The organism is Leuconostoc citreum, assembly GCF_007954785.1.
In the GTDB taxonomy this organism is placed as follows: Bacteria; Bacillota; Bacilli; order Lactobacillales; family Lactobacillaceae; genus Leuconostoc; species Leuconostoc citreum.
Genome location: NZ_CP042410.1, coordinates 481,565 through 497,147 on the forward strand (window position 1 = coordinate 481,565; position 15,583 = coordinate 497,147).

Here is a 15,583-nt window from a genome sequence, read left to right on the forward strand (position 1 = left end):
GATTTATAGGATAGCGCATTTCATGGTAAAATAATATAGTAACAATATATGATACAACGCGGTATTAATCAAATCGTGTGAGGGGTGAAATTATGATACCAAAAAGAGGCTTTTTTCAACCTTTAAATACAACAGGCCAGATTGGCTGGCTATGGTGGTTTATCTTATTAATGATTGGCTTGATTGTTTGGAGCGAAATGTCATTTAAATTAGATATAATCCCAATCGGCTATATTGTCATTATCTTACTTTTAAGCGTAGTGATGATTGTGCGTCGTCGTATCTACATTGCGGGGCCGCAATTATTTTTAGGTCGCATGTTTGTCTCTGAATATGAAAAAATTTCACTTGCGACAGTGCATAATTGGCAGCTCAACGGGCATATACTGTCTTTTACAAGAGCGGGCCGTGCACGTAAATATTGGTTAAGCCAAAATATAGCAGATCAAATTAAGGAATACATGAATACGCATGACGGAAAAGATCACTCTTGAAATTACAAATGAAACTGGTCGAATTGATGCAGTTCTAGCTAAAAAATCATTACCTTATTCGCGTACAGTACTCGCTGAATGGCTTCAAGATGGGCACATAGTGGTTAATCAAACGCAGGTGAAACGTTCGTATAAGGTCAATAGTGGCGATCTGATAACCATATTACCACCAGCCGTTCAAAATACTGAAATTATAGCTGAAAATATGCCATTAGATATTATCTATGAAGACAATGATTTATTAGTTGTTAACAAACCACAAGGAATGGTTGTCCATCCAGCAGCCGGGCATACGAGTGGCACGCTAGTCAACGCCTTACTATACCATGCGCCTTTATCAACAATTAATGGTAGCTTTAGACCTGGTATTGTGCATCGGATTGACCGTGACACAAGTGGTTTATTGATGGTAGCTAAAAATGACAAAGCACATCAAGCGTTGTCTGAACAACTCAAGGCCCATAAAAACGAACGTATCTATTATGCATTGGTCCGGGGTGAATTCTCTGAAGATTCAGGCACAATTAATGCGCCATTAGCGCGGCATAAGGTTGATCGCAAAAAGCAAGCTGTTCAAGCTGGTGGGCGAGAGGCAATAACGCATTTTGAGGTTGTCACAAGGTATGTTGGCTATACACTTTTGAAAATACGGTTAGAGACTGGTCGTACGCATCAAATACGTGTCCATATGACTTATATTGGCCATCCAATTATTGGCGATCCTGTGTATGGTTCAGCGCAAAAACTACCACACGTGACTTTAAATGGACAAATGTTGCATGCAAAAACACTATCTTTAACACAACCGACCACAGGTGAATTGTTAACATTTGATAGTGAGTTGCCGAGTTATTTTACAAAATCTTTAGCAACTTTAATTCCGATAATTCAGCACGACTAATTTTTACTAGGAGGATAAATATATGGTGAATATGTTTTCACTGTATATGTACAATAATCATTATGACAAACAAAGAAGTTTTAGATAATGCATCTTTACAACGTGCGTTAACACGTATTACTTATGAAATTATTGAACGCAATAAGGGTGGGCAGGACTTAGTACTGGTCGGTATTAAAACACGCGGTGAGTTCCTAGCGCATCGTATTGCTAACCGTCTTGAACAGCTCGAAGGGGTTAAAATCCCTGTCATGGCAATTGATATTACTAATTTTCGTGACGATGTATTAAACCACGATGACAGTTTGGGTTTGAACGATGAAGAAAAAACTAACATTGCCGATAAAAATATTGTTTTGATTGATGATGTGTTGTTTACTGGTCGTACAATTCGGGCAGCTTTGGATGCTTTAATTCATATTGGGCGTCCCAATACAATAGCTTTAGCTGTTCTTGTTGACCGTGGCCACCGAGAATTACCTATTCGTGCTGACTTTGTAGGGAAAAACATCCCAACTGCACAGAACGAAAAAATTAAAGTCTTGGTGCAAGAAATCGATGGCAGAGATGCTGTTGAAATCGTACATTAACAGGAGAAAGTTGGACTAATCATTTTATAATGAAGGGACCAGCAAAGTATAAAACATGATGCAACGTCACTTAATTCTTGAAGATGGTAGGGTATTTCAAGGCCTAGGGTTTGGTGCACCAGCTACCACCTTTGGCGAAATTATTTTTCATACGGCCATGACAGGCTACCAAGAAATCATCACTGACCCAATTTATGATGGGCAAATGATTGTTTTTGCTATGCCTGTTGTTGGTGCTTCTGGGATACATGCTGAGGCATATGAATCCGTTAAGCCGACAATTCGCGGCATGGTCGTTCATGATTTAGCTGAGGTATCCGTTAATCGCCAGCGTCGTATGAACTTAGATCGCTTTTTGAAGCAACATAACATTCCAGGGCTTTATCAAGTAGATACACGTCAGCTTATTCGTCACTTACGTGAAACTGGGCCACAAAAAGCCACCATTGTCGATTTTGCTGATGAACATGCAGTCGATCAGCTCGTCGCAACGGTGTTAACAAACAAGCAAGTGCAAAATACGGCAACGCCAAAACCATATGCTAACCCCGGACGTGGTCGTCATATTGTTGTCATTGATTTTGGTTTGAAGCATGGTATTTTGCGTATGTTAGGTGATTACGATGCTAATGTTTCTGTGTTGCCATACACGACTAGTGTTGAAGAAGTGTTAACATTAGATCCAGATGGTATTATTTTATCTACTGGCCCTGGAGATCCGCGAACCTTACCTGAAAGTGTGTTGACTCTAATTCGTGTCTTACAAACGAAAGCGCCACTTCTGGGTATAGGCCTAGGACATGAGTTATTTGCTCTGGCTAATGGTGCTGAACTTAAACCATTACCTTCCGAACATCATGGTATGAATCATCCAATTCAAGAAATTATTTCACGACAAATATTTTATGCAATGCAGGGGCAGGGTTACGCAGTAGATGATCAAACAATTGATCGCAAAAAACTATTTGTCACCTATCGTGACTTAGTAGATGGTGCGGTTCAAGGATTAAGGCATCGTGAATTTCCAGCATTTAGTGTGCAGTTTTTCCCAGACGCTGCTCCTGGACCGCTTGAAGCAACTGCTGTCTTTGCGGACTTTTTTGAAACGGTAGAAGATTATGTCGAACACTATAACCAACAATAAAATTAAAAAGCTGTTATTCATTGGTTCCGGTGCTAATAATTTTGGTCAAGAAGCTGAGCATGACGCTGCGATTTATCAGGTTATGCCAGAGCTTAGAGGACACGGTATTGATGTTTTTGTAATTGATGAAAATCCTTACGCACTGTCACTAGAAAGTCTTGCGGCAAAAACATTTTGGCAGCCCTTAACAGTACATAATATTAAGAAAATCATTCGTGATGAAGCAATTGATACGGTTGTTCCTTTATTTGGTGGTGATGTCTCATTGCGATTATGGGCTGATGTCGTCCAAAGTTGGTCTCACGGAGATGGCAATGTACCGAATACACTTGGCTTGAACATTGACATGTTATTAAAAGTTAATAATTTGCCAGCCTTAACCGATTTTATGGCAAAAAACGGCTTACCAGTGATTAATAATTATGTTTTAAAAGCGCAAGATGAAGCTAATGAATTATTAAGGACGTTACATTTGCCTTTGATGGTCAGGGCATTACACCCCAATCAAAATAATACGCGTCATATTGTGGAGCGTTTGGATGAATTTGAAGACACCATTAATTTAGCCAAATCACAATCCGTTACGCAAGAGGTAATTATTTCTAGAGCGATTAACGGTCTCAAAGAGATTAGTCTAGAAATTCTCAGAGACGTGCGCGGCAATAAGATGCAAATTGGGGCAAGTGAGGATATGGATCCAATTGGTATTCATACTGCTGATTCATTAAGTGTGTCACCAATACTAACCGTTCAAGATCAACTCATTAGCCAAATGAGAGATTATGCTTTTAGAATTGCGGATATACTGCAACTTCAAGGTGTTATGCATGTACAGTTTGCCATAGATGATGATGACCGCGAAATATACATCATTAAGGTGTCACCCTATATTGATCAAATGGCGACGCGCATGGCGTTAGCGACTGGGTACCCAACGATGCTAGTGGCGATAAACTTAGCTATGGGTATACCTCTAGAAGACATTAAACTACCACATAACTTTGGCACAAATACTGCTATGATGGAACCAATGATGGATCATGTTGTTGTCAAATTACCAGTATTTCCTTTTGGTGAATTAGCAGAAGCAGGCATCGATGTTAATCGGCAATTAAATAGTGTGCAGAAATCAGTTGGTTCAACGCTGGGATTTGGACGTACATTTATTGAAGCACTTGAAAAAGCGATTCGGTCAGCACATTTTAATAATGCCAGTTTTTCGCCAACTAATATGGCTCACATTAATGATGATGAGTTGATACAACAGCTCATTCATCCACAAGATAATCGGGTACTATTGTTAATTGAAGCAATTAAAAGAGGCTATGAAATCGACGAACTAGCAGAATTGACAGCAATTGATGAATTCTATTTTCATCAGTTACAGCATCTGCATAAGTTGGAATCTGAAATTGAATCAGATATTGATAGCATTACTTCGTTGCGCCGTGGAAAAAAATACGGTTTGTCAGACGGTTTGATTGCACGTTTTTGGCATACCGACTTCAATATTATTAGAACACTAGCAAAAGAAAACGATATTCGTGTCACTTATAAAGCAGTTGAGCCATCTGCGGGTGAATTTCCTGAAAATGCACGTCAGTACTATGCGACATATGAATCAGAAAACGAATCAATTCAAATTGATCAACGCGCCGTTTTAGTGATCGGTTCTGGTGCTTTTCGTATGGGTGATGCTGCTTCAGCGGGTTATGCGACTGCCATCACAATGTCTGAATTAAGACGGCTGCAGTATCCGACAATTATTATGAATAATAATCCAAGCGATGCGACATTACTACCACACTTGGCTGATAAACAATATTTAGAGCCATTGGAAATATCAGATGTCATGAAAGTTGTTGAACTAGAGTCGCCACAAGCAATTGTGATTCCAGGTAACCGACGTAAACTCATTAACGCGTTACGTGATTTGAATCAGCGAGTGATTGTATTACCAAAAGAAAAACATATGCCTGATGGACCAAATGACCGACAATCAGAATTTGCGCTCAACTTTTTCTTTGATGGGCAAAATCGATACCTGATTAATGTGACACAACATTTGGCGGGTGAGATGCGTATCATTGCACACCCAACAACGCTCTCTGATGAAATATTGGCTATGCCGCTTGATAATCCTGGTGTTTATCAGGTGATTTGGTACCAAGATACGGTTCGTTGGCAAAAACAAATACATTTGTCGACAATAGGAAATGGTGGCTCCTGGCTAAGGCCGATGCCGTATGGCCAGATTGCTTACTTGACAAAAATTATGCAGGTGCCTTGGATAAGATTGACAATTCGTGCGGGATTAAATGAACTCACGACACAAGATTATGAATTACTTGAAAATGCTGATAGCATGCGTGCCAGTGAGCGATTGAGTATGATTAGTGCTGATGTCAATTACCAGTTACATTTGCAACCAACTGACGTGATTGACGGTACTAAATTTGAAGTAGGTGTGGGAGTTTACGATTATGGGAAAGAATAGTAAATATGAGACGCACTTATTTTCAGGCGTTGTTGTAACACAAAACTTGTCTGGGCAGTACTTACCAAAGCAGGATGCAAAACCTAATTTTTGGCGAACTGGGAAGCATACGAAAGGTCATTTCACAACAATAGGTCAAGTTTTTTTAACTGAAAATGGCCAAGCTGTGGCAGTTTTGTCGATGCAGCAGTTGGCTTTTAATCAACGTCATAATTATACGCCACTGCAACGTTGGACATCGGCTTCAGTTGATATGCAGTATCTCAATCATTGGCTAACCTAAATAAAAAAGCGTTTCCTTTCAAAAGGAAACGCTTTTTTTTATTTGATGGCTGCTGTTTCTGTCTTGCGTCGTGTTGTGATATTGAACAAAACTGCATTAAGTATGATAATTAGGGCACTGACAATAAAAATACCGCGATAATCAAACAAACTTGCAATAATTGCACCAATCATGGGACCCATAACCGATCCTAAAGATTGGAAACTTTGATTATAACTAAAAATACGGCTTGTCATTTCTGTTGGCGAGTTTTTCGATAATAATGTCTGTATGGCTGGTAACATTGTGGCATCGCTAATACCAACAATGAATCTGAGTAACATTAGCATACTAATACTGGTGACAAATGCTGTCGGAATAAAAGCGATTACAGCAATCATAAAGCCAATTTTTATCATACGTTCAGTGCCTACACGATCGCCCAAGCGACCAAATGGCGGTGCTGCAATCACTGTTGCAATACCAGGCATAGCGGCCACAATACCGGCCATGAATGTCGTATTCGTTGCATTATGCATCAGCTCTCGAACAAATAAACTAATAATTGGATTAATAGATGTGTTAACGGTTTGCACTAACATTGTTGTCACAAATAAGCCAACAATGAATTGTTTATTTGGTAAACCGGCCCATAACACCTTAGTTGAAGACTTTGCTACTGTTAGCGAGACGGGGCGTTCTTCTTCTTTGACTAAGCACAAAGTAAGGATAAATACTAGGAATAGAATAATGCCAGTAATATGAAATGATGTGCGATAACTAAAAAATATGGCCAGTACACCGCCAAAAAATGGGCCAATTAAATTACCAGCAGTCATCCCAGTTACTAAAATGCCAAGGGCCTTACCAGCGTGTTGTTTAGGTGTTTGTGTTGCAACTAATGCGTTAGCATTGGAAATGAAACCACCCATTGCACCTTGCAGTGCACGCAACAATAACAGCTCCCAAACATTGGTCACATTCCCCATCAGAAACAATACAATTGACATACCAAATGCGGCACGCAGTAACATGAGTTTTCGACCTTTGCGGTCAGCTAATTTACCCCAAAAGGGCGAGACAACGGCTGTGACCAGAAAAGAAATAGCAAAAACAGCGCCTGAATAAAGACTTAAGGCATCTTTATTGAAATGGCCTAAAGTGTCGATATATAAGGACAAGAAAGGCATGACTTCACTCAGTGCAACACCTGTCATAAAAACGCCAAACCATAATACAAAGACATTACGTTGCCAAAGTGTGTTCTCGGATTCCGCTGGTTCTTGATCATTTTCAGACATCAGCAACCTCCTTTATGAAAAATTGATATTACTAGTGTATGCTTATTTGTAAAAATATGCACGTTATAAGACATAGGTTGTGAAAATATTAAAAATTTATTATAATTATACTACGTATAAAAACGTCATAAGGCATGCTGCGGTTCGTGAAACAGTGGTGTGTCTTCCGGAAGTTGTGAAGGGAAAAGTGCGTTAAGCACAAGTATATATATGGCAAAAACAAAAAAATATTCAGGACAAGAAGTGTTAGACATGGTGTCGCATTACATGACTGAATCAGATGCCCTTAAGGTCAAGGCGGCTTATGAATGGGCTGCTGATTTACACAAGGCACAATTACGTAAATCAGGCGAACCTTATATTATTCATCCGATACAAGTTGCTGGCATTTTGGCTGAGTTACGCATGGACACAGCAACAGTTATATCAGGATATTTACATGATGTTGTGGAAGATACAACTGCGACGTTGGCCGATGTTGAAGATAAGTTTGGGACGACAATTGCACAAATTATTGATGGCGTAACTAAGATCAGTAAAATTCAATATCAAAATTCACAAGAGCAATTAGCAGAAAATCATCGTAAATTGTTGTTAGCCATGTCCAAGGACATTCGTGTAATTATTGTTAAGCTTGCTGATCGACTGCATAACATGAGAACTTTAGGAGCCTTACGTGAAGAAAAGCGTCGCAGAATCGCAAGTGAAACCTTAGACATTTACGCACCATTAGCTGATCGATTAGGTATTAGCACGATTAAGTGGGAACTTGAAGATTTATCATTGAGTTACCTTGATCCCGATAAATATCATAGTATTGCTTCACAAATGAACATGAAGCGTGATGAGCGTATTCGCTATGTTGAAGAAGCCGTGCGTGAAATTAATGATGCGATTAAAGATTTAGAATTAGATAATGTCAGCGTTTATGGTCGCCCAAAGCATATTTATTCAATTTATCGAAAAATGACCGATAAACATAAAGCCTTTGAAGAAATCTATGACTTATCGGCTGTGCGCGTATTGACTGATACTATTCCAGATACTTATGCGGTGTTAGGGGCTATCCATTCCCAATGGATGCCTTTGCCTGGCCGATTCAAAGATTATATTGCTTTGCCAAAAGCCAATGGTTATCAAAGTTTGCACACGACAGTTATTGGCCCTGGTGGTCGACCTTTGGAAGTTCAGATTAGAACGCATCATATGCATGAAGTCGCTGAATATGGTGTGGCTGCGCATTGGGCCTACAAGAAAAATAAGGGTTCAAATAAAGAAGTTAAAGTCGTTGATAAAAATGAACAAACGCTTAATGTCATTCAAGGTATTTTGGAATTACAAGAGGACGCTAAAAATGCCGAAGATTTCATGGATGGTGTACAGGGGGACTTGTTCAGTGACCGCGTTTATGCTTTTACCCCCAAAGGGGATGTCTTTGAATTAGCTAAAGGTGCAGGACCGCTTGATATGGCTTTTTCCATTCACACGAATGTTGGGATTAAAACCACTGGTGCGAAAGTTAATGGTCGAATTGTGCCACTAGATTATAAAATTAAAACTGGTGATATTATCGAAATTATTACCAGTGCAACAGCCAAACCAAGCCGTGATTGGTTAGATTTAGTTTCAACTCGGCGCGCTCGTAATAAAATTAAGCAATATTTCAAGCAACTAAACCGTAACGACAATATCGAGGCTGGGCGAGAGCTGCTTTTGCGGAACTTAAGAGAAACCGGTTTCGACCCTAATCAGGTCATGACCACTGATAAACTCACGCAGACAGCAGAAACATTACATTACCATGCATATGACGATATGTTAGCAGCGATTGGCTATGGAGATGTAGCGGCACCAGGTGTAGCTAATAAGTTGACTGAAGAGATTCGTGAGGCACAGCAAGCAGCCCAAACGGCAGAATTACAGCGTGAATTACTTGAAGAAGGGCACGAGATTAAGCGTGTTGAGACAGCATTAACACAGCGACAAAAAGCTTCAGCTGATGATATTGTGATTGCTGGCGTTGATAATTTATTGGTTCGTTTAGGTCGCTGCTGTACACCAGTCCCAGGTGACCCTGTCAAAGGCTATATCACTAAAGGACGCGGTATTTCAGTGCATCGTCTGGGGTGTCCTAATATTCGTGCAGCAGAAATACAAGGCCAACGCTTAGTTGATGTGCAATGGGAAGATGAATCAGGCCTTAAGCCTAATTATGACGCTGATTTGACGGTTCATGGTGAAAACCGAAATGGTTTGTTGAACGATGTCTTACGATCCATTAATAGCCGGACACGTTATGTTAATTCAGTTAATGGTCATGCGACTAAGAATGGTATGGCGCAAGTGTCACTATCCATCGGTGTTAAAAATACAGAGCAGTTAACAGCGATTATGGATGCGTTAAATAACCTACCCGCTGTTTATGATGTTGAGCGGACGTTTCATTGATAAAGGAGTTATTTGAATGAAAGTAGTGTTGCAACGTGTGAAGTCTGCACAAGTAACGATTGATAACCAGATTGTTGGTGCGATTAAGCAAGGATACGTTTTATTGGTAGGTATTGTGAATACAGATACAGCAGAAGATATAATGTATCTTGTCCGTAAAATTAGTCAGTTACGTGTCTTTGAAGATGAATCGGGCCGTATGAACTTAAGTATTCAAGATATTGAGGGCACATTTTTATCGATTTCGCAATTCACTTTACTTGCTAATACTAAAAAGGGTAATAGACCAAGCTTCACAGGTGCTGGCGATCCTGTCTTTGCAGAAAAATTATACGCTAATTTTAATGACCAGCTTAGATTGTATTCTGGATTAGATGTTGAGACAGGACAATTTGGTGCAGACATGGCAGTGTCTTTGGTAAATGATGGTCCTGTTACAATTTTGTTCGATACGCATCAAAAATAAAAAACCGATAGACAATAGCTATCGGTTTTTTATTTTTTTTTGTGCAGATAATGGTAAAGGCCAAAAGGCACAGTGCTTTCTGTTCCATGAATAATGCGAGAAATATTAGCGCGGTGGCGATAAAAGACAAAAATTGTTAAAGCAACTGCCACAACAGTGAGTACCATATCATGATAATAAAAAGATACGATAACAGCTATACTGAAGCCCACCATTGAACTGACGGAAACCATTGAAGTGAGTAATAACATAACGATGAAAACAGTGGCAATTAAACAAAAAAATTGCGGATTATATGCTAACAAAACACCAGCAGAGGTGGCTACGGCTTTCCCACCTTTAAATTTAATCCATATAGAAAATGTATGACCGATGACGGCTACTAAACCAACTAACATGGGATTAATTGTGCTGTTAAACGCTAACGGTAATAAACCTGCAGCCGTACCCTTTAGTAAATCCAAAACCAAGGTCATTATACCTGCAACAGGGCCCAAAACGCGAAATGAGTTAGTGGTGCCGATGTTGCCGGAACCTTCATCACGGATGTCCTTGTGATAAAATAGTTTGCCAATCCAAAATCCTGGTACCATGGCGCCTAGGAAGTATGACAAAACGAACATTAATACGATTGAAATCATAATTAGAACTCCTCATAATTGTGCCTAAACACAAAGTTAATTCTAACATAAATCATAATAGTAAAGGGGGTAACTTAATTAAAATAAAATATTTCTACTTGTCAGAATCCTTTTTTTAATCTATGATAATATAGATTGACGCATGAAATCGAACAATTGTTCAATTGTGTTATGTTTTAAATTAAGAAAGTTAAAGAGTATTCATGGCAGAAAAAAATCACTATGATTCAGATTCGATAAAAATATTAGAAGGATTAGAAGCTGTTCGTAAACGACCTGGTATGTATATTGGGTCAACTGATGGTCGTGGTTTGCACCATTTGGTTTATGAAATTGTTGATAACGCAGTAGATGAGGCCTTAGGCGGTTACGGTAACGAAATTCGAGTGACGATTCACGACAATAATGCAATTACTGTGCAGGATTTTGGTCGCGGTATGCCGGTTGGCATGCATGAATCCGGTAAGCCAACACCAGAAGTTATTTTGACGGTGTTACATGCTGGTGGTAAGTTTGGTCAGGGTGGTTACGCGACATCTGGCGGTTTGCATGGTGTCGGTTCTTCAGTAGTAAACGCCTTGTCTGAAAGTTTGCAAGTAACAATTATTCGTGATGGACATCAATGGCAAGAAGACTTTATTGATGGTGGGCAGCCTGTAGGGACACTGCGTGATTTAGGTGCAACGAAAGCTAAATCAGGCACCACCGTGACATTTAAGCCTGATCCATCAATATTTAGTGCCACAGTATATAAGTATGACACATTATCTGAACGTTTAAGAGAATCCGCTTTCCTTATGTCAGGGGTTAAGTTTATTTTAACTGACGAACGCGTGTCACCTGCTCGTGTAGAAACTTATCATTATGAGAAGGGACTTGAGTCCTTTGTTAATTTTCTAAATGAAGACAAAGAAACAATTGGACCGGTTATGACCTTTGAAGGGCAACAAGAAGGTTTAGTTGTTGATGTTGCAGCGCAATATAATGATGGTTACTCTGAAACATTGCTATCTTTTGTTAATAATGTGCGGACACAAGATGGTGGCACACACGAAGTTGGTTTTAGAACTGCCTGGACCAAAGCTTTCAATGAATATGCGCGTAAGGTTAACCTCTTAAAAGAAAAAGATAAAAATTTAGAAGGTAGCGATGTACGTGAAGGCTTGTCTGCCGTTATTTCTTTGCGTGTGCCAGAACAATTCTTACAATTTGAAGGTCAAACAAAGGATAAGCTAGGTACGCCAGAGGCCCGTGGCATTGTTGATGCTGTTGTTAACGAAACTTTAGGTCGTTTCTTAATGGAAAATGGCGATTTTGGTCAAAATATCATTCGTAAAGCTATTCGTGCGCGTGAGGCACGCGAAGCAGCGCGTAAAGCTCGTGATGAGAGCCGAACGGGTAAAACAAAGGGCCAAAAAGATCGTCTATTATCTGGTAAATTAGCCCCTGCACAATCGAAAAATGCCGCTCGCAATGAGTTATTTCTTGTAGAGGGTGATTCAGCCGGCGGCTCGGCAAAACAGGGACGAGATCGTAAGTTTCAAGCTATCTTACCTTTACGGGGGAAAGTATTAAACACAGAGAAGGCTAAGTTAGCCGATATCTTAAAAAACGAAGAAATATCGACTCTGATTTATGCAATTGGTGGTGGTGTTGGACCTGATTTTAAAGTTGAAGATACGGCTTTTAATAAAATTATTATTATGACTGATGCGGATGATGATGGTGCGCATATTCAAACACTGCTATTAACCTTTTTCTACAAATATATGCGACCACTGATTGAAGCTGGGCGTGTTTATATTGCATTACCACCGCTTTACCGTGTTAAATATGCATCAAAAAAATTCGAAGATCAATTTGCTTGGACAAATGATGAACTTGAGAGCATTACGAGTCAAAATGATGCCCGTTATGAATTAACACGGTTTAAAGGACTAGGTGAAATGAACGCCCCATTACTATGGGAAACAACCATGAATCCAGAGACAAGAACATTGATTAGAGTTAAAATTGATGATGCTGTGTTGGCTGAGAAACGTGTGACAACGTTGATGGGTGATAAAGTTGAACCACGACGTGATTGGATTGAAGCCAACGTTCATTTTACAATGGACGAAGCAGGTTCTATCCTAGACAACGTTGATGGTGACAATGAAAGTTCGACAGCTGTATTTGAAAAAATTCGACAGAATGAGAAGGGGCATACTACTACCTCTGAAACAGCTGAACCAATTATTACGACTTGGCGTGATAAAAATAATTAGTTTGCTCACGCGGTTGACCAAACAACCATTACCGTGTACAATTGTGCGCGGTATTTACATATTTATTTAAACTATTTGAGAGGAATATTGTCCACTGTCAATGACCGGTGGGCAACTTGATATATGGCAGATCGTATAACAGAGCTCTCACTGGAAGCAGTGATGGGCGAACGCTTCGGGCGTTATTCAAAATATATTATTCAAGAACGTGCGTTGCCAGACATTCGCGATGGCTTAAAGCCAGTCCAGCGTCGTATTTTATTTGCGATGAATCAGGATGGCAATACTTATGATCATCCTTATCGTAAGTCGGCTAAATCAGTTGGTAATGTCATGGGTAATTTTCATCCACACGGTGACTCCTCTATCTATGAAGCCATGGTGAGATTATCTCAAAATTGGAAAGTACGTGAACCATTAATTGATATGAACGGTAACAACGGTTCAATCGATAATGATCCCGCCGCAGCAATGCGTTACACTGAGGCGCGTTTATCTAAAATTGCCGGTGAAATGATGGCTGACTTAGGTCAAGACACTGTTGATATGGTTTTGAACTTTGATGATACGACCTATGAACCAACAGTCTTACCATCACGTATTCCAAGCTTATTAATTAATGGTGCGACGGGTATTTCTGCTGGTTATGCGACTGAAATACCACCGCATAATTTGAAAGAAATTAATGCCGCGTTAATCTACTTGCTTGATCACCCAGAGGCGCCACAGTCAGCTTTGATGCGGTACATTAAAGGGCCAGATTTTCCTACCGGTGGTATCATTCAAGGGCTAGATGGGATTAAAAAGGCTTATAAAACAGGCCGTGGTAAAATTGTTGTCCGTGCCAAAACAGCTATTTCTGAGCTTAAGGGTGGCAAGAAAAAAATTGAAATCACGGAACTACCTTATGAAGTAGTGAAATCAAACTTAGTATCTAAAATTGATGCTATTCGTCTTAATAAAGAAGTTGCCGGCATTTCTGAAGTGCGTGACGAATCAGATCGTGAAGGCATGTCAATTGTTATTGAGCTCAATAAAGACACTAATGCCAATGGCATTTTAACCTACCTCTTCAAAAAAACTGATTTGCAAATCGCATATAACTTTAACATGGTTGCTATTCATGACCAACGGCCAGTTCACGTGAGTCTTAAACAGGCGCTGGAAGCATTTATAGCATTTCGTAAGGAAGTTGTATTAAAGCGGTCAGCGTATGAATTAGCCAAAGCACAAGCGAGACAGCATATTGTTGAAGGCTTAATTCGTATGTTGTCAATTTTGGACGAGGTTGTTGCAACGATTCGAGCATCTAAAAACCGTAAAGATGCGACACAAAATTTAATAGCACGTTTCGACTTTACGCAACCTCAGGCGGAAGCCATTGTGACATTGCAACTGTATCGTTTAACCAATACTGATGTGACGCAATTGGAAGAAGAGTTTGCGGCGTTGACTGAGAAAATCAACCATTTAACAGAAGTTATGAATGAAGAAATGGCTTTGAAAGCTGTTATTCGTGACGAAATTACGGCCATTACACAGAAATATCAATCCGCTCGTCGCTCACAAATCGAAGCTGAAGTTGAAGATCTTGTCATTGATAAAGCCGTAACAATTGCCGAAGAAGATGTACAAGTATTAGTATCGCGTAATGGTTATTATAAGCGCGCATCTATTCGCTCTTATAAGGCTTCTGATAAAGATAACGGCTTAGCCGATGATGATTTGCCGGTGTTTGAAGGGCAACTCAATACGACACAGCACTTATTTATGTTTACCAATAAAGGGAGTGTCATCTATCGACCAGTTCACGAACTGCCAGATTCAAGATGGAAAGATACTGGGGAACATTTTTCTCAAGAACTATCGAATTGGCGTACGGAAGAATATGTTATTAAAGTTGTACCAATCAACACCCTAGAGCAAGGTGGTGCCTTTACCATTGTGACCAACGATGGCTTTATTAAGCAAACGACTTTGAGTGACATGTTACCAAAAGCATACAAAAAGAAAACCTCAATGGCCATCAAGCTCAAAACAAATGATAGTTATGTGGTCAACGCTGATTACTTTGAAACAGTTGGCCAGCAAGACGTACTATTGCTATCGCAACATGGTGTTGGGCTGCGCTTTGCTATTAAATCTATCCCAGAAATTGGGGCACGTACTGCTGGCGTCAAAGCGATGGACTTGCGCAATGAAGATACAATTAAGGCTGCCGTTTTTGTTACAAATGAGGCACAGCGCGTAGCTATTATGGCTGATAATGGCGCCTTTAAATACATGCCGGTTTCTGAAATAACACGTTCAAAGCGCGCCAATAAAGGCTTACTAATTTTTACGCAAAAGAAAACAGTGGCTTATCATGTTGCAACGGCAACTATTCTTAACATTGAAGACACAGCATTAGAAATACTCACAACACGTTGGCAAAAACAGGAGCTACAGCTGAGCGATTACAAGCCGTCACAACGTGTAGGCAATGGTCAATATGTTGTTGATGTTAAAAAGTATGGCGAACCATGGCGTGTTCAACCACTAACAATTGCTAAGACAAAGTAACTTTTTTTTG

At 39.8% G+C, this 15,583-nt stretch carries 12 protein-coding genes; 10 read left to right on the forward strand and 2 right to left on the reverse strand.

The features are described from left to right. Positions 1 to 92 precede the first annotated feature (92 nt). From FGL72_RS02305 to FGL72_RS02330, 6 genes are all read left to right on the forward strand, one after another. The gene (locus FGL72_RS02305) at positions 93 to 494 is read left to right on the forward strand and encodes an EbsA family protein (RefSeq protein ID WP_004900977.1); all 402 of its coding nucleotides are present in this window, start codon (positions 93 to 95) and stop codon (positions 492 to 494) included. Next, entirely contained in the window at positions 472 to 1,395 is a 924-nt protein-coding gene (locus FGL72_RS02310; RefSeq protein ID WP_004900976.1) for an RluA family pseudouridine synthase, read from the forward strand. Before FGL72_RS02305 ends, FGL72_RS02310 begins: the two co-directional genes overlap by 23 nt. Before the next feature lie 62 nt (positions 1,396 to 1,457). Then, positions 1,458 to 1,985, forward strand: a complete 528-nt coding sequence (gene pyrR, locus FGL72_RS02315; RefSeq protein WP_004900970.1) for a bifunctional pyr operon transcriptional regulator/uracil phosphoribosyltransferase PyrR — start codon at positions 1,458 to 1,460, stop codon at positions 1,983 to 1,985. A 58-nt stretch (positions 1,986 to 2,043) separates the two neighbouring features. Further along, positions 2,044 to 3,129 (forward strand): carbamoyl phosphate synthase small subunit, encoded by a 1,086-nt coding sequence (locus tag FGL72_RS02320; protein WP_186727990.1) that lies wholly within the window; start codon positions 2,044 to 2,046, stop codon positions 3,127 to 3,129. Then, positions 3,104 to 5,626 (forward strand): carbamoyl phosphate synthase preATP-grasp domain-containing protein, encoded by a 2,523-nt coding sequence (locus tag FGL72_RS02325; RefSeq protein WP_004900965.1) that lies wholly within the window; start codon positions 3,104 to 3,106, stop codon positions 5,624 to 5,626. The genes FGL72_RS02320 and FGL72_RS02325 overlap by 26 nt, the downstream gene beginning before the upstream one ends. Beyond that, complete coding sequence (locus FGL72_RS02330; RefSeq protein ID WP_004900963.1) at positions 5,613 to 5,909, forward strand: DUF7671 family protein; 297 nt, start codon at positions 5,613 to 5,615, stop codon at positions 5,907 to 5,909. The genes FGL72_RS02325 and FGL72_RS02330 overlap by 14 nt, the downstream gene beginning before the upstream one ends. Positions 5,910 to 5,947: 38 nt before the next feature. Here FGL72_RS02330 and FGL72_RS02335 read toward each other — a convergent pair whose 3' ends face one another. Continuing rightward, positions 5,948 to 7,189 carry a multidrug efflux MFS transporter gene (locus FGL72_RS02335; protein ID WP_146992506.1) on the reverse strand — a complete coding sequence of 414 codons (1,242 nt, stop codon included), beginning with the start codon at positions 7,187 to 7,189 and terminating at the stop codon, positions 5,948 to 5,950. A 210-nt stretch (positions 7,190 to 7,399) separates the two neighbouring features. Here FGL72_RS02335 and FGL72_RS02340 point away from each other — a divergent pair, with 210 nt between their 5' ends. Then, on the forward strand, positions 7,400 to 9,637 hold the full coding sequence (locus FGL72_RS02340; protein ID WP_004900959.1) for a RelA/SpoT family protein: 2,238 nt from the start codon (positions 7,400 to 7,402) through the stop codon (positions 9,635 to 9,637). A 16-nt stretch (positions 9,638 to 9,653) separates the two neighbouring features. Next, on the forward strand, positions 9,654 to 10,103 hold the full coding sequence (gene dtd / locus FGL72_RS02345) for a D-aminoacyl-tRNA deacylase (RefSeq protein ID WP_133424630.1): 450 nt from the start codon (positions 9,654 to 9,656) through the stop codon (positions 10,101 to 10,103). 29 nt (positions 10,104 to 10,132) lie between these two features. On the opposite strand, the gene plsY is transcribed toward dtd, so the two are convergent. Continuing rightward, a complete protein-coding gene (plsY, locus tag FGL72_RS02350; RefSeq protein ID WP_012305301.1) occupies positions 10,133 to 10,744 on the reverse strand; it encodes a glycerol-3-phosphate 1-O-acyltransferase PlsY in 612 nt (203 codons plus the stop codon). A gap of 203 nt (positions 10,745 to 10,947) precedes the next feature. On the opposite strand from plsY, the gene parE reads away from it, so the two are divergent. Then, on the forward strand, positions 10,948 to 13,011 hold the full coding sequence (parE, locus tag FGL72_RS02355) for a DNA topoisomerase IV subunit B (RefSeq protein ID WP_004907843.1): 2,064 nt from the start codon (positions 10,948 to 10,950) through the stop codon (positions 13,009 to 13,011). Positions 13,012 to 13,134: 123 nt separating this feature from the next. Next, positions 13,135 to 15,573, forward strand: coding sequence for a DNA topoisomerase IV subunit A (gene parC / locus FGL72_RS02360; protein WP_146992508.1), 2,439 nt, complete (start codon positions 13,135 to 13,137; stop codon positions 15,571 to 15,573). Positions 15,574 to 15,583 lie beyond the last annotated feature (10 nt).

Bases quoted from the DNA above. Each gene is read 5' to 3' on its own strand.
- FGL72_RS02305 (WP_004900977.1), top strand. From the start codon at position 93: ATGATACCAAAAAGAGGCTTTTTTCAACCTTTAAATACAACAGGCCAG.
- FGL72_RS02310 (WP_004900976.1), top strand. From the start codon at position 472: ATGACGGAAAAGATCACTCTTGAAATTACAAATGAAACTGGTCGAATT.
- pyrR (WP_004900970.1), top strand. From the start codon at position 1,458: ATGACAAACAAAGAAGTTTTAGATAATGCATCTTTACAACGTGCGTTA.
- FGL72_RS02320 (WP_186727990.1), top strand. From the start codon at position 2,044: ATGCAACGTCACTTAATTCTTGAAGATGGTAGGGTATTTCAAGGCCTA.
- FGL72_RS02325 (WP_004900965.1), top strand. From the start codon at position 3,104: ATGTCGAACACTATAACCAACAATAAAATTAAAAAGCTGTTATTCATT.
- FGL72_RS02330 (WP_004900963.1), top strand. From the start codon at position 5,613: ATGGGAAAGAATAGTAAATATGAGACGCACTTATTTTCAGGCGTTGTT.
- FGL72_RS02335 (WP_146992506.1), bottom strand. From the start codon at position 7,189: ATGTCTGAAAATGATCAAGAACCAGCGGAATCCGAGAACACACTTTGG.
- FGL72_RS02340 (WP_004900959.1), top strand. From the start codon at position 7,400: ATGGCAAAAACAAAAAAATATTCAGGACAAGAAGTGTTAGACATGGTG.
- dtd (WP_133424630.1), top strand. From the start codon at position 9,654: ATGAAAGTAGTGTTGCAACGTGTGAAGTCTGCACAAGTAACGATTGAT.
- plsY (WP_012305301.1), bottom strand. From the start codon at position 10,744: ATGATTTCAATCGTATTAATGTTCGTTTTGTCATACTTCCTAGGCGCC.
- parE (WP_004907843.1), top strand. From the start codon at position 10,948: ATGGCAGAAAAAAATCACTATGATTCAGATTCGATAAAAATATTAGAA.
- parC (WP_146992508.1), top strand. From the start codon at position 13,135: ATGGCAGATCGTATAACAGAGCTCTCACTGGAAGCAGTGATGGGCGAA.